The following is a 21735-nucleotide window of genomic DNA, read 5'->3' on the forward strand; positions in this document are numbered from 1 at the left end:
GTTATTCGTAATTCTCTTTGGATTTGGCACTCTCGATAAAGACCATGATAATCGAAAAAAGGTTGGCGATCAGTGCGCCGATGGCCAGTGCGACGGCCCACTGGATGCTGCCGACGACCTCCATGTAGATGAACGCGGGGATCAGGTGCAAATCGGCCACGAGCGATCCGGCGAGCAGTTCGGCGGCCAACAGGTTGCGGACACCGAGCTTGAGAATCGTCGAAATGATGTTCAGGCTCGCCGCCACGAACAGCATCATCGACGTATGATCGTACAAAAACGCCGCCGTCGACGTCAAACTCATCAGCGTGAAAAAAACGTATACTACTTTACCCCAATCCATCGTTCACTCCTTATTTAGACTACGCCCTGCTCGAATTGCGCGCGCATTTTCTCTTTTTCCGCCTCGCGGGCCGCCTTTTCGGACAGTTTCGCCCGATAACGCTTGATGTCGAAACCTAAAATTCCCAGCAGCGGGGAAGCGACGAAAATCGAACTGTACGTCCCCACTACAACCCCTACGAGCAACGTAGTCGCGAATGTGTTGATGATCTCTCCTCCGAAAAGGAAAAGAGTCACCAGAACCATCAGTACCGTCAAAGACGTCAGGGTTGTCCGGGACATGGTACGGGTAACCGAATCGTCAATGATCTCATGCAGCGTTTTCGCCGCCCCGTCGGGAATCTCTTCACGTATGCGGTCAAAAACGATAATCGTATCGTTGATCGAATACCCCAGAATCGTCAACAATGCGGCAATGACGTCGAGATTGACCTCCAGCTGCAGCAAGGAGATCGCGCCGACGGCGATTGTAAGGTCATGCGCCAAAGCCAATACCGATGCGACCGCGAAGCGCCATTCGAAACGGACCGCGACGTAGATCAAAATACCGGCAACCGCCAAAGCAAGGGCCATGATCCCCTTCTCACGCAGCTCGCCGCCGACTTTGGCCCCGACAATATCAACCCGACGAATTTCGAACTTTCCGGTTCCCTCCAGCTGCTCACGCGTCACGTCCCCGATGTCTTTCGTCATGCTCTCGGAAGTGTTTTTCAACCGGATCACCACCTCATCGGGTGAACCGAACTCGTTGATCGATGCACCTTCGTACATCGGGTTGCCCGAGAGTTTCTGGCGCATCGTATCGATCGGAGCCGCTCCGTCGTATTTCACCTGGATGATCGTTCCTCCGGCAAAATCGATCCCGAAATTGAGCCCTTTTGTAACGATCGTAAAAATCGATGCGATCACAAGCAATGCGGAAAGCCCGATCGCCCATTTCGATTTGCCCATCAGTCCTATCGGTCTGGTGTAACGAAATACTTCCATTATTTTCTCCGTTTCACGCCGAACCACAACGCGTAGTTGTTCGATTTGGCGATCCGATCCTGAATCATCAGGTAAATACCGTGGGTCCCGAGAATCGCCGTCAACATGGAGGCGAGAATTCCGATACTGATCGTAATGGCGAACCCTTTGATCGCCCCGGTCCCGTATACGTAGAGGACAACCGCCGCGATCAGCGTCGTAATGTTCGAATCGGTGATCGCGCGCATAGCGTTTTGATATCCGACTTCAATCGCCCGCTTGACCGATGAGCCCTCGGCGAGAATTTCCCGTATCCGTTCGTTGATGATGACGTTCGAGTCGACCGCCATCCCCACGGTGAGGACGATTCCGGCCATCCCCGGCAACGTCAGCGTCGCCCCGAACATCGCCATAACCGCGACGATCAGGAGGATATTGACAACCAGCGCGATGTTGGCGATAACCCCGGCAATACCGTAGTACACCATCATGAATATGACGACGGCGCCGAATCCCGATATCAATGCGATCATGCTTGCCTGAATACTGTCGGCTCCGAGGCTCGGACCGACGGAGCGTTTTTCCATCATGTAAATGGGTGCCAAAAGGGCTCCCGAGCGCAGGGCGATCGCCAGGTCATTCGCTTCGGCGGTCGTATAGTTCCCGCTGATCTGGCCGCTTCCGCCCCCGATCCGTTCGTTGATGACCGGAGCCGAATAGACTTTGCCGTCCAGAACGATTGCGAGACGTTTCCCGACGCTCTTGCCGGTAAAGTCGCCGAAAATCTGCGCCCCTTCGGAATTGAGGGTAAAATTGATGACGGGGCGGTTGTTCTGGTCGTACCCTACCTGAGCATCGGTCAGCATCGAACCGTCCAGAATGGGGATTTCGTTGACGAGGTGCTTGGTGCCCGGCTGGATCGCGTCTTCGAGGATTTGGTCGCCGTAACTCGCCGCCTCGGCGTCGCTCATGTCGCCGACGCGCATCGCGCGGTCTTCGTCCACGGCCATGAGTTCGAGTTTGGCGGCACGCGAAATCAGCTCGCGCGCCCGCTGTTCCTCTTCAGGGGTTTTGATCCCCGGAAGCTCGACGAGGATTTTATCGACCCCCTGTCGCGCGACCGTAGGTTCGGCAAGTCCGAACTGGTCAAGCCGGTTTCGGATGGTTTCGATCGCCTGCTCAACCGCCTGCTGTTTCAGTTTTTCAACCGCTTCGGGGGCGAGGGTAACCGCGTAGCGTTCGCCGGATGCACTGACCGATGCCCCTTCTACGCTTTTGAGATGTTCTTTGACCGTCGCCGCGTCATCCGCGTCAAGCAGTTCGAATACGACTTTCCCCTCCGAAACGGCAATCCCGTCGAGGAGAATATCGTTTCGCTCGCCGAAATGTTTCAGCCCGGACGCGATCGATTTGAGCTGCGAATTGACCGCTTCTTCGGTTTTGACCCCCAAAAGCATGTGCAATCCGCCCTGCAGGTCAAGCCCCAAGGTGATCTTTTTCCCCTCCTCGCTTTGCGTGAAAGAGGGAACGGAGTAGATTAATCCGAAAACGGTGGCGACGATCAGAATGATGACGCGGTAATTAAGCTTCATCCTCGTACTTTCTGGCTACCGCGTCTTTGACGAGGCGCCCTTCGGTCTCATTGTTGAATTTGACGGCAAAAAAGTTCTCTTCGACTTTTTTGATTTCGACGATCAACCCGCCGCTGGTAACGACTTTATCCCCTTTTTCAAGCGATTCGACCATCTCTTTATGGCGTTTGGCCTGCTGGTTCTGGGGACGAATGATCACAAAGTACATAATGGCGATCAGAAATACAAACGGGAGGATTTGAACGAGAAATTCCATGCGGTTCCTTCATTAATGAAAATTAGCGCATTATACTCAAAAGACATTAACAGCGCTATAATTCTCCCATGAAATTACGATCCCCCGCCTCTGTCGAGCTCTTATACCTTCCGCTTGCGATCGCCGTGTCGTTCAGCGCCTTCATCTACTTCGAACACTTCGGCCTTACGTCCAGGTTCATCAATACCCTCGCGGGGCTGGCCGCACTGTACGGAATGCTTCACGCTCCGCGCCGGAGCCTCCCCGCGGCAGGCTTTTTCATCGGCCTGGCATGGTGTTACTGGATCGGGTTTAGCTTCCAGTATTACGGGCTGGGATGGGCGCGTGAGCTCGTCGCGCTGGGTTTTGGGATCGTCTATCTCCTCTTTTTCGGTATTCTGGGGCTGAGCTCCCACCCTTTCGTTCGCGCGGCACTCCTTTTCGGCCTCACGTTCGTCTGGCCGATGGATTTCAACTGGATGCAGCCCGAACTGATCTTCGTGGAGAGCTACGTCGGCATTCACAAATGGCAGTTCGCCCTCGTCCTTGCAGCCCTCGCCGCGACGCGGTATTTCGCAAACGCGCGAAAAGCCCTCCCCCTTTTGCTGATCCTCCCCGCGCTTCAGTGGAACTATCCGCGTCCCCCGTTGCCGGAGCTGAAAATCAAACTCGTCTCTACCGACATCCCGCAGGACTTCAAATGGCAGAACGAACGCCTCTACACGACGGTACAGGAAAACTTCGACGCCATCGACGAAGCGATCGCGCAAGGATACGATCTCGTCGTCTTGCCCGAATCGGCTTTTCCCCTCTATCTCAACCACCAGGCCGAACTGATCGAAATGCTGCGGGAGCGTTCCCGCCGTATCGCCATTTTAACGGGGACCCTGCACGAAGAAGACGGCCTCAATTACAACGTCGCCTATTTCTTCGATCAGGGTACGGTACGGGTTGCGAAGAAAACGATCCTCGTCCCCTTCGGCGAATACATCCCTCTTCCGGGATTCCTGCGCGAATGGGTCAACCGGGAAATTTTCGGGGGAGGAAGCGATTTCGTCACCGCCGACAAACCGAGCGATTTTACCCTCAAAGGGGTCCGTTTCCGCAGCGCGATCTGCTACGAAGCGACCCGAGAGGAACTCTATACCCCCGAAACACGCTATCTCATCGGCATCAGCAACAACGGCTGGTTCAAACCTTCGATCGAACCGACGCTTCAGAATCTGCTGATCCGTTTTTACGCCCGTAAAAATACGACGGTGGTCTTTCATGCGGCGAACGGCGGGGGAAGCGGGATAGTTTACTGATAGAACATGCTTTCCGGGTAAACCCTTGTAAAGCGGCAGGGGCAAATCCCCCTGCCGCCCCTGTAAGGGAACCGGGGTCAGTGGTTTAGTGGCGGACGTTGAGATTGTTGGCTTTGATGACGTTGATGATTCCCTGGATCTGTTTCATCTTCGCCTCTTCGTCGTCCATGTTGTGGATCGCTTCGAGGTTGAAGGTGCTTAGTTTCGTATCGAGATACCCCGTGTCGAGTTTTCCCTCGACGAAATCCTGGTCCCGAACGATCTGACGATGCAGCGGGATGTTGGTCGGTACCCCTTCGATCAAAAATTCATCCAGCGCACGCTGCGCTTTGCGCACCGTGTCTTCCCACGTCAGTCCCGAGACAATCAGTTTTCCGATCATCGAATCGTAATTGGCGGGGATCTGATAATTGGTGTACGCCATCGAATCGAGACGAACCCCCGGTCCCCCCGGAGAAAGGTAGTTCGTAATCAGTCCGGGTGAGGGGACGAAATTGTGTTTCGGGTTCTCCGCGTTGATCCGGAATTCAATCGCGTAGCCGCGGAACTTGATCTCTTCTTGCAAGAATTTGAGTGGATCGCCCTCGGCGATCTGGATCATCCGCTGAATCAGGTCGATCCCGGAGATCGCCTCGGTGACCGGGTGTTCGACCTGAATCCGGGTATTCATCTCGATGAAATAGAAATTGTCTTCGGCATCGACGAGATATTCGATCGTCCCGACGCTCTCATACCCCAGCTTGAACATCGCCTTGGTGGAGACGCGGTAGAGCTCGCGGCGCACTTTCTCGCTCAAACGCGGAGAAGGGGCGATTTCGATCACTTTCTGGTGACGGCGCTGAATCGAGCAGTCCCGCTCTCCCAGATGAACGACGTTGCCGTATTTGTCGGCCACGATCTGGATCTCGATATGGCGGGGATTTTTGAGATACTTTTCGATGAACACTTCGCCGCGTCCGAAAAAGCGCTGCGCTTCCTTGGTCGCCGATTCGTACATCTCTTTGAAATCGGAAGCTTTTTCGACGATACGCATCCCGCGTCCGCCGCCGCCGAATGCCGCTTTGATAATGACCGGGAATCCGATGTCGGCTGCGATTTTTTCCGCATCGTTGATGTTGTCGATCGGTTCATCCGTACCCGGGAGCATCGGGACCCCCACTTCGCGCATCGCGACTTTGGACGCCATTTTGTCCCCGAACAGGGCTACGTGCTCGGGTTTCGGACCGATGAAAACGATCCCGTTGTCAATACACGCCTGGGCGAACTCGGCACTTTCGGAAAGAAAACCGTAACCGGGATGAATCGCATCGCATTCGGCTTTCTTGGCCAGCGAAATGATCCGCTCGTAATCGAGATAGGCGGCGACCGGGTCTCCGAGAATCGGGTAACATTCGTCCGCTTTGCGAACCCATACGCCGTTGAGGTCGGACTCGGAAAAGACGACAACGCTTTTGATCCCCAGTTCCTTACACGCACGGATAATGCGAAGAGCGATTTCACCGCGGTTGGCGATCAGGATCTTGTTGATTTTTTTGGTACTCACGGAATACTCCCGGTTAAAAATTTTGGACGTGACATGGTAAGGCAAAGTACATCAAAAATGCATCAAAAAATACCGTCGCTTTACCCCATTTTCAACAATCGGATATACAATGACGTTACCATTCCGCCAAAGTGACTTTATGATGAACCTACTCTACCCGTACCGGCACTATCTGGTCGTCATCGTCCTTTTCGCCGTTATCACCGCAGTGTCAAGAATCTTTACCGAACAATTGGAGATGATCAATATTGTCCTGATCCATCTTCTCCCCGTCATTGTCATCGCACTCCGCGGCAGCATGGCAGCGACGATCGCCGTTACAACTCTTTCGGTCGCGCTCCTGGCACTCTACATTCCGCCGACGCTTAGTTTCGTCGTCCACGACTTCATCTATCTCTGGAGCTTCGCCATCTTTTATGCCGTAGGTTACATTATCACGGTACAGGCCAGACGGATCCATATCAACAGTATCAAGGAGATCCTTCTCGATACCCTTTCACATGATTTGAAAACCCCTCTCGCTTCGATTATGGGAAACGCGACTTTTCTTGTCGAAACCCACACCACCGACCCGGCGGTTCGCTACAAAGCCCTCTCGCAGATCATCGAGTCCAGCCGTCGGATGAACCGCCTTATCAGCAATCTTCTCGACAGTGCCCGGCTGCAGCATTCCCGTTCACCGCTCAAAAAAGAGTGGTGCGACATGGAAGATCTGGTTGCCATTGCAGTCCGCGAATTCCGCAAAGACGCATGGTTCGAGCGGCTCCGGTGCCGTTTCGACGCCGATCTGCCCCTTTTTTACGGCGATGCGGGGCTTTTGGTCCGGCTCTTCGTCAACCTGATGGACAACGCGCTCAAATATTCCGACGAAGACAAACCGATTGCGATCGACATCAAAGCGACTTCCCGGGCGTTTTACATCGCTTTTTCCAACGAATGTCCCCCCATCAACGAAGAACATCTCCATCACCTGTTCGATAAGTTTTACCGTGCGGGCAACAGTGCCGATATTTCGGGAAGCGGAATCGGCCTTTCGATATGTCGGGACATTGCCTTGGCCCATCAGGGGCGTATCCGGGCCTATAACACTCCTAACGGCGTCAGTTTTGAAGTGACGTTGCCGATACTGCGCCACCCCGAACCTTTCGAAGCGGAGGTTGCATGAATCACCAGCCCCTTGTACTCATCATCGAAGACGACGACGCCATCAGCCGTCTGCTTTCCGACTCCCTCCGTCAGAACGGCTACAAAACACTCCTGGCAAAAGACAGGCATACCGCATTGCGCGAATTGCAAACCCGCAGTCCGGAACTGATACTTTTGGATCTCGGCCTTCCCGACGGAGACGGCAAAGAACTCATTTCCCTCATCCGTAAACACCTTCTTGTCCCCATTATCGTGGTCTCCGCCCGCAGTGACGAAAAAGAGATCATCGCTTCTCTCGACGCCGGGGCGGACGATTACGTGATCAAGCCTTTTTCCACCCACGAGCTCCTCGCCCGGGTCCGTTCCACCCAGCGCCGCTTTTTGGGCCTGCACAAATCAGGCAACATCCTGACCTGCAACGAGATCGTCATCGATCTCGAACAGTTCACCGTTTCAAAAGCGGGTGTGGCGCTCAAACTCACCCGCACCGAATTCAGTCTCCTCAAATATTTCATGCTGCACCCCAATGAAGTGCTTCCCCACACGAAAATTCTCAAAGAAGTCTGGGGGGTCGGATATCAGCACGAAATGCAATACCTGCGGACCTATGTGAACGCGCTGAGAAAAAAAATAGAAACCGATACGACCGCTCCGGCGTACATTCAGACCGAACTGGGAATCGGTTACCGTTTCATCTGCGCCTCCGCCTGATTCCACACCATCCGAATTAAATTACTAAGGATACTTTGGATTTCAGGATTTTTATGATTATAATAGGCAAAAAAACGGGGTTATACGATCATGAACATCGCCGCCAATATCACTGAACTCATCGGCAATACGCCGCTCGTACGTCTCAACAGCCTCTCCTCGCCCGAGGGGGCGAGCGTGCTCGGCAAATGCGAATTTATGAACCCGACCAGCTCGGTCAAAGACCGTATCGGCTACAACATGATCAAAACAGCCATGGAAGCGGGCAAAATCGATGCCGACACCCTCATCATCGAACCCACCAGCGGCAACACGGGGATTGCGCTCGCGTCGATCTGCGCGGCGCTGGGACTCAAACTCACCCTGACCATGCCCGAGTCGATGTCGATCGAACGGCGGAACCTCCTGCGCGCGCTGGGTGCAAACCTTGTCCTCACCCCGGCGGCGCAGGGGATGAAAGGGGCGATCGACGAAGCCGACCGCCTCGTCGCCGAAACGGGGAACGCGATCATTTTACAACAGTTCGCCAACCCCGCCAACCCGGCGATTCACCGTATCACGACGGCTCAGGAGATCTTGCGCGACACTGAGGGAAAAATCGATATTTTCGTCGCGGCGGTCGGCACCGGCGGGACGCTGACGGGAACGGGCGAAGCGCTGCGCGAACACCTCCCCAACCTGCAGATCATCGCGGTCGAGCCCCAAGATTCCCCCGTCCTCTCGGGAGGACGCCCCGGACCCCACAAAATTCAGGGGATCGGAGCGGGATTTGTCCCCGAAGTGCTCAACACCTCCCTCTACGGTGAAGTGATCCGCGTCAGCAACGAAGACGCGATCGCCGCGTCAAAAGCGCTGGCACGGAACGAGGGGCTTTTGGTAGGGATCTCGGCGGGGGCGAACGTCCATGCCGCATCGCTTGTCGCCGCACGCCCCGAAAACCGGGGCAAAACGATCGTGACGGTCTTGTGCGATACCGCCGAACGCTATCTCTCCACCCCTCTTTTCGAGGCATAAGACGTGCTGTTGGAGACGATACGGTGCGAAGGGGGGGGCGCACTGCATCTTCCCTACCATCAGCATCGGCTCGATACGACCCTGAAAAGCCTCGGGATCGAAGCTTCCTACGATCTTTCGGCTCTGATTTCGCCTCCGGATGAGCGTGTGTACCGGTGCCGTTTTCTGTACGATGCCGCCTCCGCTTCGATAGAGTTTCATCCATACGCCCTGCGTACGTTCCGATCGCTAAGACTCATTCATGCCGATACCCTCGAATATCCTTTCAAATACGCCGAACGGAGCTCTCTGGACAAGCTTTTCGAAGAACGCAAAGAGTGCGATGACATCCTGATCGCCCAAAAAGGGCTCCTTCGGGATACGACAATCGCCAACATAGCGCTCTTCATCGGGGGAAAATGGTTCACCCCGGCACAACCTCTTCTGGAGGGGACAACCCGTGCGCGCCTGATTGAGCAGGGCTTTCTCATTCCCGCCGAATTGAACGTTGAGGACATCGCAAAGGCAGATAAAATCGCCCTTATGAACGCGATGATGGGGTTCGTTGAAGTGGAAAATGGTATAATTGCCTAAAAAAACAGGTCCGTAGTCATGCTGTTCGACATCATCAAAAGCCCATCGTTCGCCCGTCTCATGGAGACCCATGTACGGGACATGCTCATTTACCTTTTCGAAAACGAGCAGAATTTCGGGATCTTGTGCAAAATCGAACACATCACGTTCGATCCGCCGCTTCCCAAACACATCAGCGAAGAATTTCGCGCCATGACGCTGTTTTTTCTGGCGGGTTACACGTTTGAAAGCGCGCGGATCGATAACGACGCCCTGATTTTCGAAGCCGGGTTCGGCCATGAAAACGTCGGCAGTTTCGTCACCGTCCCGCTTCTCTCGATCGTGCAGATCATCATCGACGATACTCCGGCGTTTGTCAACCTGTCCCTCCCCTACGAGCAGCAGCCTCTTCCCGAAATCGAGAAAAGCGAAGGGATCCAAAACTCGATGAGCGCGTTTCTCTCCAACCCCGAAAATCAGAGATTCATCAAGAAAAAATAGTCTTTAAACGCGTTATTGTGCAGAGGATGAAGTGCGTTTTACCGCCCGCGTACTTCCCGCAGGGGCAAAACGCGGAAGTTTTCGCAGCGTTACAGTTTTAATCCCAGGAGATACGTAACGACGTTGTCGATAAACGCGTCGTGCTTACGCTCTTTGCTGTAGGCAATGTAGAATTTGCGCTTGATCTTGTAGTTTTTGATCCGGGCTTCGAACAGCTTGCCCGCTTCGACCTCATCGGCGATCACGTGACGGGAAATCACCGAAACGACCGGACGCGGAGTATCTTTGGGCGAGCGCATGATCGTCTCTTTGATCGCGGTCGAGCTGGCGACGACGCCGATGACACTGAAACTCGAACACTCCACACCGATCTCTTCGAAGACTTCGGAAGTCAGTTTGCGGGTATGTGAATTTTCGTCGCGGCAGATCCAGTCGAACTTGTACATGTCTTCTTTGCGCAGCTGTTTGGGAATCGGCTGGTTCGAGAAAATGACCAGTTCGTCCTCTTCCCATTCGCGGTAGATCAACCCGTCGCGGAAGACGGGAGATTCGATCAGGGCGATATCGATCTTTTTATCCAGAAGCTGCTCGATGATCTCGTTCGAAAAGCCGACGCGGATATGGACTTCGTTGTTGATCTTCTCTTTGAGCTGTCCAAGGTAGGAAGGGAGGACGTAGTTACCGATCGCATACGATGCTCCCACCACGAACGTAAACTCTTTGTTGATGATTTTGAGTACCTCTTTTTCGGAGGTCTGAATCGCTTTTTCGAGTTTGATGGCGATCCGGTAGAGGTCTTCTCCCTCTTTGGTGAGCTTGATGCCGTTCTTTTTCCGTTCGACGATCCGGGTATCGAGGTAATCTTCGATGAACTTGATCTGCTGCGTGACAGCAGGCTGCGAAATCCCCAGTTTGGCCGATGCTTTTGAAAAACTTTTTTCCCGTACCACGGTCAGGAAAGTCATGAGTTTTGCAAAATCTTTTAACATGTAATAATTCCCATAAGTTGAATGAATAGCAGTATTATAACCCATTATTATAACTATTGCAAGGGGTTTTGTCCCATATTCCCCTCCCAGTCATTCAAAAGTCAAATAGTAGGAATTTTGGGCTATAATTAAAATAACTTAAACACAAGGGTAACCCTCGGCATGGAGAAAATTTTCTCGGATCTCAACGAAGCGCAACGCCAAGCGGTCGAGCAGATTGACGGTCCGCTGCTGATTTTAGCGGGGGCCGGAAGCGGCAAAACCAAAACGATCACCTCCCGTCTGGCCTACCTGCTCGATTGCGTAGGCATCCCTGCGGCCAACACGCTGACTCTCACCTTTACCAACAAAGCGGCCAAAGAGATGCGCGAGAGGGCGATGAACCTCATCACCCAGAATTCCTATCCTCCCCTGCTGTGTACGTTCCACAAATTCGGCCTCCTGTTTTTGAAATTCCACATCCACCTGCTTGGACGGGCCAACAACTTCGTCGTGATCGATACCGACGACAAGAAAAAAATCATCAAAAAAATCAACGCCGACCTCCCCACCGCGCTGATCGCCAGTGAAATCTCCCGCTATAAAAACTCCCTCATCGATCCGGCCGAAGCCTACGCACAGGCCGAGCTGACCAATTACAAACACATCGCCAAAATCTACGAGGAGTACGAAGCCTACCTCCTCGAAAACAATCTCGTCGATTTCGACGACCTGCTGTGCCTGACCTATCGGCTTCTCGACGAGCATCCCGAACTCTGCCGCCAGACGTCGGAAAAGTACCGCTACATCATGATCGACGAATACCAGGATACCAACGAACTGCAGCTGCGCATTCTCCAGAAGCTCTGTACGACCCACAACAACCTGTGCGTCGTGGGCGACGACGACCAGAGCATCTACGGCTGGCGCGGCGCCCATGTGCGCAACATCCTCGAATTCGACCAGGATTTCGAAAACGCGACGGTCATCAAACTGGAACACAACTACCGTTCGACGCAGCCGATTCTCACCGTCGCCAACGCCCTGATCGAACACAACCGTTCCCGTCTGGGAAAAACCCTCATCGCGACCAAAAGCGGCGGCGATGAGGTGCAAACCATCACCTCTGGGGATGAGAGCGAAGAGTCCCAGAAAATCGCCAAGGCGATCAAAAAACTGATCGAGGAGGGGGCACGCCCCAGCGAAATCGCCGTACTCTACCGGATCAACGCGCTGAGCCGTTCGCTCGAAGAGGGGCTTAACCGGGCCGGAATCGCCTACAAGCTCGTCGGCGGCCTGCGCTTCTACGACCGCGCCGAGATCAAAGACCTCATCAGCTACCTGCGCGTCGTCACGAACGTCCACGACAACTTTTCGCTGAAACGGATCATCAACAAACCCAAGCGCGGCCTGGGCAAAGCGACGATCGACAAGATCGAGCTCTCCGCGATGGAAGCGGGCAAATCGATGTTCGAATTCATCGCCACCCTTCCCGATGATCAGCTTGAAGCCCTCGTACGGAAAAAAAGCGCGCAGGAACTGCGCGATTTCGTTGCCGAGATTACCGAATTGCGCAGGGTGGCCGACGAAGCGATCTACCGTTTCATCGATCTGCTTGAAGAACGTTTCAAGATCAAAGAAACTCTCAAGGGGCTCCCCGACGAAGCCGACAAAGTCTCCAACGTCGACGAGTTTTACGGTCTTTTCCGCGATTACGTCAAACAAAATCCCGAAGCCAGCCTGTCGGAATTTCTCAACGACATTACCCTGCAAAGCGAACAGGATCAGGTGGAGGGAGAGAGCATCTACATCATGAGCATCCACGCCTCCAAGGGGCTGGAGTTCGAGCATCTCTTCGTCATCGGCCTCGAAGAGGGATTCCTTCCCCTCATCGGAGACGGCAGCGACCTTGAAGAGGAACGGCGGCTGGGCTACGTCGCCCTCACCCGCGCCAAAAGCGCGCTGACCCTCTCGAGCGTCAACAGCCGTTTTTACAAAGGCCGCCGAACCGAGCTGCAGCGCAGCCGTTTCATTAACGAAGCGGGCCTGTGCGAAGGCTCCCTCATCCTCGAAAAAAACACCTCCTACAAAAAAGGGGATCTCGTCCGTCACAAAATCTTCGGTGCCGGACGGGTCGAAGGGGTGAGCAAATCGGGACGGGAATTCAAGCTGCTCATCAACTTTGGCGGAAACAAACGCGAAATCCTCGCTTCGTTCGTGGAGAAGCTCTGACGTGAACCGCCTCTTCGTCGCCTACAAGCCCTCCGGGATCAGTTCCAATCAGCTTCTGGGAAGGATCAAACGCCGCTATAAAGTCAAAAAAGCGGGCTATTCCGGTACCCTTGACCCGTTTGCCAAAGGGGTCCTGATCGTCGCGCTGGGAAATCACGGGCGGCTTTTCCGCTTCCTCAATAAAACCCCAAAACGCTATCGGGCCACACTGTGGCTGGGGGCGTCCTCCCCGACGCTCGATATCGAAGGGATCGAAACAATCCGCGAAGTCTCCCCGTTGGACGAGTCCAGGGTCCGCGACGTTCTGCGCTCCATGATCGGGGAACTCACTTATACTCCGCCCAGCTATAGCGCCAAACACGTCGACGGGAAAAGGGCTTACGAGTGGGCCCGCGAGGGGAAAGAGGTCCGCCTGGATGCCGTCACATCGACGATCCACGACATCAGCCTCGTGCACTATACCCACCCGTTCGTGACGTTCGAAGCGACCGTTTCGGAAGGGACCTATATCCGCTCGCTCGGCCTTCTGGTTGCCCGCTCACTCGGATGCGACGGCGCCCTAAGCGCCCTCGAACGCCTTAACGAAGGGCAATTTGTCTTTGAAGGTGAAAAACCTCTGGATATCAAAACCTCCCTCTCTCTTCCGAAAAACCGCTATAATGGCGATACGACTGCCGTTGCCCTGGGCCAGAAACTCTCTCGGAACGATTTTGAATGTCCCGAGAACGGCACCTACTGGATCGACAACGGCGATACGATTTCGGTCATCGCAATCGACGACGACGGTGTCCATTACATTCTAAACAAGGTTGAAGCATGCTGATCCTTTCCCGCAAAGCCGATGAATCCGTCATAATCGCCGATACCATCACCGTTAAAGTCGTCTCGATCGAAAAAGGGGTCGTCAAACTCGGCATCGACGCCCCCCATAACATCCGGATTCTCCGCAGCGAACTGGTCAAAGCGGTCGAACATTCCAACAAAGAGGCTTCCTCTGCCGGCAGTGACGAATCGCTGCTTCAGCAACTGGTGCACAAACTCAAATTATGATCCGCTATCCCGCTTACGCCAAAGTCAACGTTTTTCTCAAAATCACCGGAACGAGAGGAGAATACCATACCCTCACATCCCGTTTCGTCCTCGTCAAAGAGCTTTACGATCTTTTGTGGTTCGAACCCAAAACGACCCCCGAATTTGAAATCCGGGGAGATTTCGACTGCGACGTCGGCTCGAATACGATCTACAAAGCCTACAAACACCTTCAGAGCGCCACCCGATCCAACGCCCTCGGCGTTTTCTTCGAAACGCACGCCGTCCGCGTCGACAAAAGAATCCCCTCGTTCGCAGGCCTCGGCGGAGGGAGTTCCGATGCCGCCACGTTCCTGCGCATGTGCAACGATGCCCTGGAGCTGGGGTTATCCAAAGACGAGCTCGCCGAAATCGGAGCCAATGTCGGGGCCGATGTTCCGTTTTTTGTCTACGGCTACGAAAGCGCCAATGTCAAGGGGATCGGTGAAATCGTCGAGCGCTACGAGGAAGCCGCAATGGCGTTCGACGTCGTCACCCCGGATATCCGCATCAGCACCCCGGCCGTGTACCGTTACTACCGGGAGCATCTCTATGCGCCGATCACCCCGGAAGAGGCGCAGCGGCTCGAATCGACCCCTTCGCGCGATATTCTCGCGTCCGTGAAGCCCAAAGAGGCCAACGATCTCTACCCCGCCGCACTCGGTTGTTATCCCGAGCTGAGTGAAAAAGAGGGATGGTTCTTTTCGGGGAGCGGAAGCAGTTTTTTTAAAATCAAGGATGAGTAACCATGGGTGAAACGATCGCCACCAATAAAAAAGCTTTTTTTGACTACCACATCGAAGAGAAGTTCGAAGCGGGACTCGAACTGATGGGGAGCGAAGTCAAAGCGATCCGTGCGGGGCGCGTCAACCTCAAAGACGGCTTTGTGAAAATCGTCAAAGGGGAAGCCTTCGTTTTCAACGTTCACATCGGCCACCTCGAAACGACCCACCGCCATTACGGCCACGAAGAGCGCCGGGCACGCAAACTTCTCCTGCACAAAAAACAGATCGACAAAATGTTTAAAGCGGTTGAGAAAGAGGGATTTACCCTGGTTCCGCTCAGCCTCTACTTCAACGACCGCAACATCGCCAAAATGCAGGTGGCGATCGTCAAAGGGAAAAAACTTTACGACAAACGCGAAGACCTCAAACAAAAAGACATCAAACGCGATATCGAAAGAGCCCTGAAGGGGGAATGACGCTCGGCACGAAACGCTCGTAGAATGGGCGTTCAAACAAAGAATGAAACGGAAGTTTTTCGAAGGAAGAAGAGAAAAGGTGCCGCCGAAGAAGCGGCGGAAAATTATTTGCGGAGTTCTTTAATACGTGCTGCTTTACCGGCAAGGTCACGGAGATAGAACAATTTGGCGCGGCGTACGCGGCCACGGCGAAGAACTTCGATTTTCTCGAGGCTGTCGCTGTAGATCGGGAAGATACGCTCGATACCGACGCCGTTGGCACCGATTTTACGTACAGTGATGGTTTTGCTGACGCCTTCGCCGCGGACAGCAATACATACACCTTCGTAGTTTTGAACGCGAGATTTTTCACCTTCTGTAATGGTTACGGCCAAACGAAGGGTATCACCTGCGCGAAAGTCAGGAATTTCTTTACCGGCGATTTGCGCTTGCTCGAAGCTAGCGATGTACTTATTTTTCATAAGATGTCCTTATTTTATGCTTTAGAAGCTGCTCCGGCCTGAAGAATTTTGTTTTGCATTCAGACAGAGACGATTTTAGTGCATGAATTTTACTATGGTTTCCCTTTAAATATTCTGATGGGACAGCCATATTCTCATAAACAGCGGGTTTTCCAAACGTCGGTGCTTCCAAAAGTGGCGTTTCGAAGCTTTCGTAATCGAGCGATTCGCTGTTTCCGAGTACCCCTTCGAGATTTCGTACGATCGCATCGGTCATCACGAGGGAGGGCAGTTCACCCCCTGTGAGGACATAATCGCCTATGCTGAAGATTTCGTCGGCAAAGGTTTCGATCACCCGCTCGTCGATCCCTTCGTAGCGCCCGCTGACGAAAACGACGTGTCTTTTGGTCGCGAGACGCTTGGCGTCGTTCTGGGTAAACTGCTTTCCGACGGGTGCGGCAAAGATGACATGAGCATCCGAGGGCAGCGTACGCAGCGCATCAAAAAGCGGCTGCGGAACCATCACCATCCCCGCGCCGCCTCCGGCAGCCGTGTCGTCGACTTTGGCATGCTTGGACGTGCTGAAATCCCTCGGATTGAGATAGTCCACATCAAACCGTCCCGCCTCGATCGCCCGCTTGAGGATCGAATCCTGGAAGTATCCCTCGATCAGGTTGGAAAAGAGCGTAACGTAAGTGAAGCGCATCAGGAGGCTTCCAGGAGGTCCAGTCCGCCCCGGACGCGAACCGTTTTGGCCTCCGTGTCGCATGCGATGACGTAATGATCGATGTAGGGGATCAGAAACGTCGGGGGAAGCCCCCGTGCCGCGAGCGCCGCATCGGTCGCTACGAGAAGATAGTCCTGCGCGCCGATCCGCTCGATTTCACGGATCGTGCCCAGGCTCACCTCCCCCTCCGTGACGCTGAGGCCGATCAGGTCGAACCAGAAGAACTCCCCTTCCTCCAGGCCGCACCGCTCACGGGTTGCTTCTTTGGTCGTAAAAAGCTTCGCGTTGGTCAGGGCTTTGGCCGCTTCGGGAGTGGTGTACCCCTCAAGACGTACGATTTCACGCTCCGGATTGTACGATTCGAGCGTAATAACGGTACCGTTTTCAAGGGTAAACGTGGAACCGGCACGGAACTGTTCGGGGAAGTCGGTGTGGAGGTTGAGTTTCATGTCGCCCTTGAGGCCGACGGTACGGCCCAGGGTGGCGACGTGCAGCCAATCGGAAGAGAGGGTGTTACGAAAGCGGTTCGACATTGATGCGGTAACTTTTTCCGTCTTTGGCCTTGCAGCCCGAGATGACCGTTTTGATCGCGCCGATCATCTTCCCTTCTTTGCCGATGAGTTTGCCCACATCCGCCTGGTTGGCGTAAAGGACGATCTCGGTTACTTCGTCGCCTTCAAACGACTCTACTCTGATATCTTCAGGATAGGCGGCGATCAGCTTTGCGAATCCCGCGACGAAGTCGGCTACCATGCTTATTTACCGGTAATTTTTTTAACGCGGTCAGACATTTGAGCGCCGACGCTCAGCCAGTAGTTCAGACGCTCTTCGTCGATTTTCGTCGTGATAGGATCGGTCATCGGGTTGTAGTATCCGATCAGTTCGATCCATCCGCCGTCACGGCGTTTGCGGCTGTCAGTTACCGCGATACGGTAGAAAGGTTGTTTTTTACGTCCCATACGGGTCAAGCGAATGACGGTTGCCATGTGTGTTTCCTTGGTGTTAATTTTCACGCTAAAAGTAGCTTAGAAGAGTGTTTTGCCCACAAAAGCAAAAGAAAAACCTCTAAACCGCTTTGAACGCTAAGCGAGAGGCTTTTCCAAGCCCTTCGCTTAACGTTCCCATCGGGGATCAGCGCGGAAGCTGCATCCCTTTCATCTGCCCCATCATGCTCTGCAGATTCTTCATCCCCTCTTTGCCCGAAAACTTTTTCGCCATTTTCGATGCGTTTTTGAACTGTTTGAGGATCCGGTTGACTTCGATGATCGACAACCCCGCCCCTTTGGCAAGACGGGCTTTGCGGCTGTTGTTGAGCAGCTCAGGGTCTTCGCGCTCTTTCATCGTCATCGACGAAACGAGGGCCTTGATCTTTTTGAGCTCGCCGGAGTTTTCCAGATCAAAATCCTTGAGCGCGGAAGCCATGTTCCCCATCCCCGGGATCATCCCGATCAGCGATTTCATGCTCCCCATTTTTTTGAGGCTCTCCATCTGCTCGAGGAAGTCATTAAAGTTGAACTCCCCCTTTTTGATCTTTTTGGTCAGCTGTTTGGCTTTCTTTTCATCGATCACCGAAGCGGTCTTCTCGGCCAGCCCTTCGATGTCTCCCAAGCCCATCAGACGGTTGACGATGCGGTCGGGAAGGAAAATCTCGAGATCTTCCATCTTCTCCCCGGCACCGATAAAGCGCAGGGGGACCTGGATCTGCGACGCGATGCCCAGGGCCACGCCTCCTCTGGAGTCGCCGTCGTACTTGGTGAGGATGACACCGTCGATCCCGATTTTCTCGTTGAACGTCGCGGCGGTACGGACGGCATCCTGCCCCGCCAAAGAGTCGGCAACGTAGAAAATTTCGTGCGGGTTGGCCGCCGCTTTGACTTCGGCAAGTTCCTCCATCAGCGCCTCGTCGATCGCAAGGCGTCCGGCGGTATCGATGAGTACGACGTCAACAAGCCCTTTACGGGCGTGTTCCATCGCCCCTTTGACCACTTCGACGGGATTTTTCGTCGCATCGTCGGCGTAGAGTTCGACGTCGATCGCGCCGCACACCTGCCGCAGCTGCTCGACCGCCGCCAGACGCTGGAGGTCGGCCGCGACGACGAGGACTTTTTTCTTCTGGCGCACTTTGAGCCAGTTCGCCAGCTTCCCGGTCGTCGTCGTTTTTCCCGATCCTTGCAGACCGGTCATCAAAATGACCGTCGGAGAGACGGGGGCGTAGACGAAACCGCTTTTCCCCGGTACTTCGAGCAGCGCATGCAGCGACGTACGCAAAGCGTCCAGGAACTGGTCCTTGCCGATTCCGTTTTGCTTGGTCTGGAGTTCGACGGAGTCAATCAGTTCTTTGACGACTTTGTGGTGAACATCCGCTTTGAGAAGCGCTTTTTTCAGCTCGCCCAGCGCTTTGGTAAGCGCCTTTTCATCGTCGTGGAAACGGATTTTGCGTATGGCCGATGTAAACGATTCTGTCAGCGTGTCGAACACCAAAAACTCCTGAATGTGACCTCAATAGGGTGTAAAAAGTTTCGAATTATACTTAATTTTTGCTTGATTTAGACTTTAGAGTCTTATCAACTCCCGAAATGGGCGAAAATCGTCGGCTCGGGCGCTTCGAACGTCTGCCCGAGCAGGGTCACCTTTTTCGCATGAAGCATCACCCGTTTGGAAGGGCGTCCGCCGTAGCTCTCGTCCCCGATGATAGGGTGTTGCGCAAATTTCATGTGCGCGCGTATCTGGTGGGTTCGGCCGTGATGGATCACGAGCTGTACCTTCGTTTTTTTCGCCGAGACTTCCAGCGGGGTCACCTCGGTGATCGCGGGTTTCCCTTTTTTCGAAACTTTGGTGTAGGCCTTGTTCCCTTTTTTCTCGGTAAAAAGCGGCTGATCGATCACGAACGGTTCGCTGACGATGCCGTCCACCCAGGCGACGTACTCTTTGTAGACGCGGTCGCGTTTGAACTCTTGAATCGCTTTGAGGCGGAACTCTTCGTTTTTGACGAGCATGAGCACCCCGCTCGTTTCACGGTCGAGCCGGTGGAGCAGCTGGCTTCCTTTGAACTGCCGCTCAATTTCATCGGAGTTCATAAACGCCGGTTTGTCGACGACGATCAGATTCCCGTCTTCGAAAATCGGCCGGATTTTTTCGACTTTCTGGACGATGAAAACGGTTTTTGGGCTGATCTCGCCGCGTGCGATCATTACTTTGGAATTGCCGACGTACACGAGTCCGCGGTCGATGAGCGATTTGGCTTCGGAGTTCGAGATCCCCTCTTGCTGGGCTAATAGTTTATACGCTTTTTCTTTCATGATTCTTTCTCCGTTTTTAAAAACTCTGTAATCCGCGCCAGATCGACGCTCCCTTCCACCTGCGAGGGGGGAAGCCTCTCGGCCCGGGTCAATGCCGGGGCGATCTCATCGCGCTCGACGAACTGGACGTGGGAGACGTATTTGAACAGCTCGCGCTGGTGAAAAATCTCTTTACCCGTAATAATTTTACACCCGAAATATGCGGGTTCGAGCGGGTTATGCCCGCCGATGGGCTCAAACGCGCCGCCCAGGATCGCCACGTCGCCGATCGCGTACAGGTTGTTCAGTTCCCCCATCGCGTCGACGAGGGTAACGTCCGGGCCGACCGTTTGGGACCGGCTCCATCGGTTCAACTCCATCTGCGGCAGCCGCTGCGCGATCAGTTCGGCCACTTTGGCGAACCGTTCGGGATGACGCGGAACGACGATAAGCTTCGCGTCAGGATTGCGGCGGCGGTATTCGGCGAACGCATCGAGAATCGCCTCTTCTTCCCCTTCATGGGTACTCCCCGCGACGATTACCGTCCCCTGCGGCTTCGGATAAACGGTGGCGGCTTCGATCTTCTGCGCCAGTTTGATGTTCCCGGCCACTTCGACGTTACGCGCGCCCAGGGCGATGAAACGGGCCATGTCCTCGGTGCTCTGGCAAAAGATCCGGTCGCATTCCCCCAGCAGGCGGCGATAAAACCACCGCATCTTGTAATACTTCGGGAAACTCCGCTCGCTGATGCGCGCGTTCAGCGCGATCACCCTTGCCCCCCGCTTGTGGGCCAGCCGGAAGAGGAGATACCAGAATTCGGCTTCGAGTACGACAAGCGTTTTGGGGCGTTCGATCCAGAACCACAGCCAGAGTTCAAAAGGGAGATAGCGCACCTGGACGGGGTATTTCGATGCCGCCTCGTACCCCGTATGGGTAATGACGCTGATCGCGAGACGTTTTTCCCCCAGCCGTTCCACCAGCGGGGCGATCGCTTTGGCTTCGCCCAGCGAACAGACGTGGAACCAGATATCGTGCGGTCCGAACGGAGGATTTTTCACGCCGAAAAACCGTGCCGGAAGCGAATGACGATATTTTTTCTTGAAGGAAAAGAGGATCAGGACCGGAAGGGTGACAGCGTATGCAAACGCTGCCAGCAGGGTATAGGCTAAATCAAAAAATAGCTTACGCACCGAGAGCGTCGGAAGTCGGTTCAAGGTAAAGGATACGTCCGCAGTGAGGGCACGTCGTAATCTCTTCGCCTTTGATGACGTCGGCGTAGATTTTGTCGCTGACCGCCATGAAACATCCCATACACGCCTGGTTGCGTACCGGAACCGCCGTCGTATTTTTCGCCCAGCGGCGGATTTTCTGGTAGAACGACAACCCTTTTTGGTTCATCGAAGAAACAAGGGTCTGTTTGCGCGCGAAAACTTCCTTGCGCTCTTCGTCGATCTGGGCCAGCTTGACGTCGACGTCGGCTTTGACGGTAGCGAGGTTCCCCTCGATCTCGACCGCTTTGGCTTCGAGCTCGTCGATTTTACCCTGTTTGTGATCAATCAGTTTTTCGAGACGTTCGATCTCCTCGTTGGCAAACGCGACCTGCTCTTTGGCAATCTCTTCTTCGAGCTGGAGCGATTTCATCTCGCGCTCGGTTTTGACTTCGGCGCTTTTCTTGCCGTTTTCGTCGAGTTTGGCGGAGAGTTCGGCCAGGTGGAGCTCGTTTTTCTGTTTTTTGAGCTGCTCGTCTTTGATCTCTTGTTTCAGTGCCGAAATCTCGTTGATAATGCCGTTTTTCGTCGCCGTCAGCGCGTCGTACTGAAGGTTGGCTTCTTCGATTTGCGGTTCAAACGCATCGATCTCTTTATCGATCTGAGACAATTCAATCAGCTGTTCAAGGTGTTTGTTCATAAGG

26 protein-coding genes are annotated in these 21735 nt (G+C 54.1%); 11 read left to right on the forward strand and 15 right to left on the reverse strand.

The window, feature by feature from the left end:
- Window position 1: 1 nt before the first annotated feature.
- From AB1763_00840 to yajC, 4 genes are read right to left on the reverse strand one after another with little or no spacing between them, the layout of a single operon-like run.
- The gene (locus AB1763_00840; GenBank protein MEW5831369.1) at window positions 2-343 is read right to left on the reverse strand and encodes a DUF6394 family protein; all 342 of its coding nucleotides are present in this window, start codon (window positions 341-343) and stop codon (window positions 2-4) included.
- Between the two features lie 14 nt (window positions 344-357).
- Entirely contained in the window at window positions 358-1329 is a 972-nt protein-coding gene (gene secF, locus AB1763_00845; protein ID MEW5831370.1) for a protein translocase subunit SecF, read from the reverse strand.
- Window positions 1329-2900 carry a protein translocase subunit SecD gene (gene secD / locus AB1763_00850; GenBank protein MEW5831371.1) on the reverse strand — a complete coding sequence of 524 codons (1572 nt, stop codon included), beginning with the start codon at window positions 2898-2900 and terminating at the stop codon, window positions 1329-1331. Before secD ends, secF begins: the two co-directional genes overlap by 1 nt.
- Entirely contained in the window at window positions 2890-3156 is a 267-nt protein-coding gene (gene yajC / locus AB1763_00855; GenBank protein ID MEW5831372.1) for a preprotein translocase subunit YajC, read from the reverse strand. The genes secD and yajC overlap by 11 nt, the downstream gene beginning before the upstream one ends.
- Before the next feature lie 68 nt (window positions 3157-3224).
- Here yajC and AB1763_00860 point away from each other — a divergent pair, with 68 nt between their 5' ends.
- On the forward strand, window positions 3225-4442 hold the full coding sequence (locus AB1763_00860; GenBank protein ID MEW5831373.1) for an apolipoprotein N-acyltransferase: 1218 nt from the start codon (window positions 3225-3227) through the stop codon (window positions 4440-4442).
- A gap of 85 nt (window positions 4443-4527) precedes the next feature.
- On the opposite strand, the gene AB1763_00865 is transcribed toward AB1763_00860, so the two are convergent.
- A complete protein-coding gene (locus AB1763_00865) occupies window positions 4528-5985 on the reverse strand; it encodes an acetyl-CoA carboxylase biotin carboxylase subunit (protein MEW5831374.1) in 1458 nt (485 codons plus the stop codon).
- A 139-nt stretch (window positions 5986-6124) separates the two neighbouring features.
- Here AB1763_00865 and AB1763_00870 point away from each other — a divergent pair, with 139 nt between their 5' ends.
- The 5 genes from AB1763_00870 to AB1763_00890 all read left to right on the forward strand — a co-directional run bounded on the left by AB1763_00870 (window position 6125) and on the right by AB1763_00890 (window position 9909).
- Window positions 6125-7150: an ATP-binding protein gene (locus AB1763_00870; protein MEW5831375.1), complete on the forward strand. Its 1026-nt coding sequence runs from the start codon at window positions 6125-6127 to the stop codon at window positions 7148-7150.
- Complete coding sequence (locus AB1763_00875; protein MEW5831376.1) at window positions 7147-7842, forward strand: response regulator transcription factor; 696 nt, start codon at window positions 7147-7149, stop codon at window positions 7840-7842. Before AB1763_00870 ends, AB1763_00875 begins: the two co-directional genes overlap by 4 nt.
- 90 nt (window positions 7843-7932) lie before the next feature.
- Window positions 7933-8856 (forward strand): cysteine synthase A, encoded by a 924-nt coding sequence (gene cysK / locus AB1763_00880; GenBank protein MEW5831377.1) that lies wholly within the window; start codon window positions 7933-7935, stop codon window positions 8854-8856.
- Between the two features lie 3 nt (window positions 8857-8859).
- The gene (locus tag AB1763_00885; GenBank protein ID MEW5831378.1) at window positions 8860-9429 is read left to right on the forward strand and encodes an aminotransferase class IV; all 570 of its coding nucleotides are present in this window, start codon (window positions 8860-8862) and stop codon (window positions 9427-9429) included.
- 18 nt (window positions 9430-9447) lie between these two features.
- Window positions 9448-9909, forward strand: coding sequence for a hypothetical protein (locus tag AB1763_00890; GenBank protein MEW5831379.1), 462 nt, complete (start codon window positions 9448-9450; stop codon window positions 9907-9909).
- A gap of 89 nt (window positions 9910-9998) precedes the next feature.
- On the opposite strand, the gene AB1763_00895 is transcribed toward AB1763_00890, so the two are convergent.
- Window positions 9999-10898 (reverse strand): LysR family transcriptional regulator, encoded by a 900-nt coding sequence (locus tag AB1763_00895; protein MEW5831380.1) that lies wholly within the window; start codon window positions 10896-10898, stop codon window positions 9999-10001.
- A 162-nt stretch (window positions 10899-11060) separates the two neighbouring features.
- On the opposite strand from AB1763_00895, the gene AB1763_00900 reads away from it, so the two are divergent.
- The 5 genes from AB1763_00900 to smpB are packed head-to-tail and all read left to right on the forward strand — an operon-like array spanning window position 11061 to window position 15378.
- On the forward strand, window positions 11061-13109 hold the full coding sequence (locus AB1763_00900; protein ID MEW5831381.1) for a UvrD-helicase domain-containing protein: 2049 nt from the start codon (window positions 11061-11063) through the stop codon (window positions 13107-13109).
- A 1-nt stretch (window position 13110) separates the two neighbouring features.
- Window positions 13111-13932 carry a tRNA pseudouridine(55) synthase TruB gene (gene truB, locus AB1763_00905; GenBank protein MEW5831382.1) on the forward strand — a complete coding sequence of 274 codons (822 nt, stop codon included), beginning with the start codon at window positions 13111-13113 and terminating at the stop codon, window positions 13930-13932.
- Window positions 13926-14159 (forward strand): carbon storage regulator CsrA, encoded by a 234-nt coding sequence (gene csrA / locus AB1763_00910; GenBank protein MEW5831383.1) that lies wholly within the window; start codon window positions 13926-13928, stop codon window positions 14157-14159. The genes truB and csrA overlap by 7 nt, the downstream gene beginning before the upstream one ends.
- On the forward strand, window positions 14156-14923 hold the full coding sequence (locus AB1763_00915) for a 4-(cytidine 5'-diphospho)-2-C-methyl-D-erythritol kinase (protein MEW5831384.1): 768 nt from the start codon (window positions 14156-14158) through the stop codon (window positions 14921-14923). The genes csrA and AB1763_00915 overlap by 4 nt, the downstream gene beginning before the upstream one ends.
- Window positions 14924-14925: 2 nt before the next feature.
- Window positions 14926-15378, forward strand: coding sequence for an SsrA-binding protein SmpB (smpB, locus tag AB1763_00920; protein MEW5831385.1), 453 nt, complete (start codon window positions 14926-14928; stop codon window positions 15376-15378).
- A 104-nt stretch (window positions 15379-15482) separates the two neighbouring features.
- On the opposite strand, the gene rplS is transcribed toward smpB, so the two are convergent.
- The 9 genes from rplS to AB1763_00965 all read right to left on the reverse strand — a co-directional run bounded on the left by rplS (window position 15483) and on the right by AB1763_00965 (window position 21731).
- A complete protein-coding gene (gene rplS / locus AB1763_00925) occupies window positions 15483-15839 on the reverse strand; it encodes a 50S ribosomal protein L19 (protein ID MEW5831386.1) in 357 nt (118 codons plus the stop codon).
- The gene (gene trmD, locus AB1763_00930; GenBank protein ID MEW5831387.1) at window positions 15829-16524 is read right to left on the reverse strand and encodes a tRNA (guanosine(37)-N1)-methyltransferase TrmD; all 696 of its coding nucleotides are present in this window, start codon (window positions 16522-16524) and stop codon (window positions 15829-15831) included. Before trmD ends, rplS begins: the two co-directional genes overlap by 11 nt.
- The gene (gene rimM / locus AB1763_00935) at window positions 16524-17078 is read right to left on the reverse strand and encodes a ribosome maturation factor RimM (protein ID MEW5831388.1); all 555 of its coding nucleotides are present in this window, start codon (window positions 17076-17078) and stop codon (window positions 16524-16526) included. Before rimM ends, trmD begins: the two co-directional genes overlap by 1 nt.
- Window positions 17059-17298, reverse strand: coding sequence for a KH domain-containing protein (locus AB1763_00940; GenBank protein MEW5831389.1), 240 nt, complete (start codon window positions 17296-17298; stop codon window positions 17059-17061). The genes rimM and AB1763_00940 overlap by 20 nt, the downstream gene beginning before the upstream one ends.
- Window positions 17299-17300: 2 nt before the next feature.
- Window positions 17301-17531: a 30S ribosomal protein S16 gene (rpsP, locus tag AB1763_00945; protein ID MEW5831390.1), complete on the reverse strand. Its 231-nt coding sequence runs from the start codon at window positions 17529-17531 to the stop codon at window positions 17301-17303.
- A 145-nt stretch (window positions 17532-17676) separates the two neighbouring features.
- A complete protein-coding gene (gene ffh, locus AB1763_00950; GenBank protein MEW5831391.1) occupies window positions 17677-19023 on the reverse strand; it encodes a signal recognition particle protein in 1347 nt (448 codons plus the stop codon).
- 86 nt (window positions 19024-19109) lie between these two features.
- Window positions 19110-19847 carry an RNA pseudouridine synthase gene (locus tag AB1763_00955; GenBank protein ID MEW5831392.1) on the reverse strand — a complete coding sequence of 246 codons (738 nt, stop codon included), beginning with the start codon at window positions 19845-19847 and terminating at the stop codon, window positions 19110-19112.
- Complete coding sequence (gene waaA, locus AB1763_00960; protein MEW5831393.1) at window positions 19841-21013, reverse strand: lipid IV(A) 3-deoxy-D-manno-octulosonic acid transferase; 1173 nt, start codon at window positions 21011-21013, stop codon at window positions 19841-19843. The genes AB1763_00955 and waaA overlap by 7 nt, the downstream gene beginning before the upstream one ends.
- Window positions 21006-21731, reverse strand: coding sequence for a zinc ribbon domain-containing protein (locus AB1763_00965; protein MEW5831394.1), 726 nt, complete (start codon window positions 21729-21731; stop codon window positions 21006-21008). The genes waaA and AB1763_00965 overlap by 8 nt, the downstream gene beginning before the upstream one ends.
- Window positions 21732-21735: the final 4 nt, after the last annotated feature.

This window comes from Campylobacterota bacterium, assembly GCA_040752835.1.
Classification (GTDB): Bacteria; Campylobacterota; Campylobacteria; order Campylobacterales; family Sulfurimonadaceae; genus Sulfuricurvum.

Bases quoted from the DNA above. Each gene is read 5' to 3' on its own strand.
- AB1763_00840 (MEW5831369.1), bottom strand. From the start codon at position 343: ATGGATTGGGGTAAAGTAGTATACGTTTTTTTCACGCTGATGAGTTTG.
- secF (MEW5831370.1), bottom strand. From the start codon at position 1,329: ATGGAAGTATTTCGTTACACCAGACCGATAGGACTGATGGGCAAATCG.
- secD (MEW5831371.1), bottom strand. From the start codon at position 2,900: ATGAAGCTTAATTACCGCGTCATCATTCTGATCGTCGCCACCGTTTTC.
- yajC (MEW5831372.1), bottom strand. From the start codon at position 3,156: ATGGAATTTCTCGTTCAAATCCTCCCGTTTGTATTTCTGATCGCCATT.
- AB1763_00860 (MEW5831373.1), top strand. From the start codon at position 3,225: ATGAAATTACGATCCCCCGCCTCTGTCGAGCTCTTATACCTTCCGCTT.
- AB1763_00870 (MEW5831375.1), top strand. From the start codon at position 6,125: ATGATGAACCTACTCTACCCGTACCGGCACTATCTGGTCGTCATCGTC.
- AB1763_00875 (MEW5831376.1), top strand. From the start codon at position 7,147: ATGAATCACCAGCCCCTTGTACTCATCATCGAAGACGACGACGCCATC.
- cysK (MEW5831377.1), top strand. From the start codon at position 7,933: ATGAACATCGCCGCCAATATCACTGAACTCATCGGCAATACGCCGCTC.
- AB1763_00890 (MEW5831379.1), top strand. From the start codon at position 9,448: ATGCTGTTCGACATCATCAAAAGCCCATCGTTCGCCCGTCTCATGGAG.
- AB1763_00895 (MEW5831380.1), bottom strand. From the start codon at position 10,898: ATGTTAAAAGATTTTGCAAAACTCATGACTTTCCTGACCGTGGTACGG.
- AB1763_00900 (MEW5831381.1), top strand. From the start codon at position 11,061: ATGGAGAAAATTTTCTCGGATCTCAACGAAGCGCAACGCCAAGCGGTC.
- csrA (MEW5831383.1), top strand. From the start codon at position 13,926: ATGCTGATCCTTTCCCGCAAAGCCGATGAATCCGTCATAATCGCCGAT.
- AB1763_00915 (MEW5831384.1), top strand. From the start codon at position 14,156: ATGATCCGCTATCCCGCTTACGCCAAAGTCAACGTTTTTCTCAAAATC.
- smpB (MEW5831385.1), top strand. From the start codon at position 14,926: ATGGGTGAAACGATCGCCACCAATAAAAAAGCTTTTTTTGACTACCAC.
- rplS (MEW5831386.1), bottom strand. From the start codon at position 15,839: ATGAAAAATAAGTACATCGCTAGCTTCGAGCAAGCGCAAATCGCCGGT.
- trmD (MEW5831387.1), bottom strand. From the start codon at position 16,524: ATGCGCTTCACTTACGTTACGCTCTTTTCCAACCTGATCGAGGGATAC.
- rimM (MEW5831388.1), bottom strand. From the start codon at position 17,078: ATGTCGAACCGCTTTCGTAACACCCTCTCTTCCGATTGGCTGCACGTC.
- AB1763_00940 (MEW5831389.1), bottom strand. From the start codon at position 17,298: ATGGTAGCCGACTTCGTCGCGGGATTCGCAAAGCTGATCGCCGCCTAT.
- rpsP (MEW5831390.1), bottom strand. From the start codon at position 17,531: ATGGCAACCGTCATTCGCTTGACCCGTATGGGACGTAAAAAACAACCT.
- AB1763_00965 (MEW5831394.1), bottom strand. From the start codon at position 21,731: ATGAACAAACACCTTGAACAGCTGATTGAATTGTCTCAGATCGATAAA.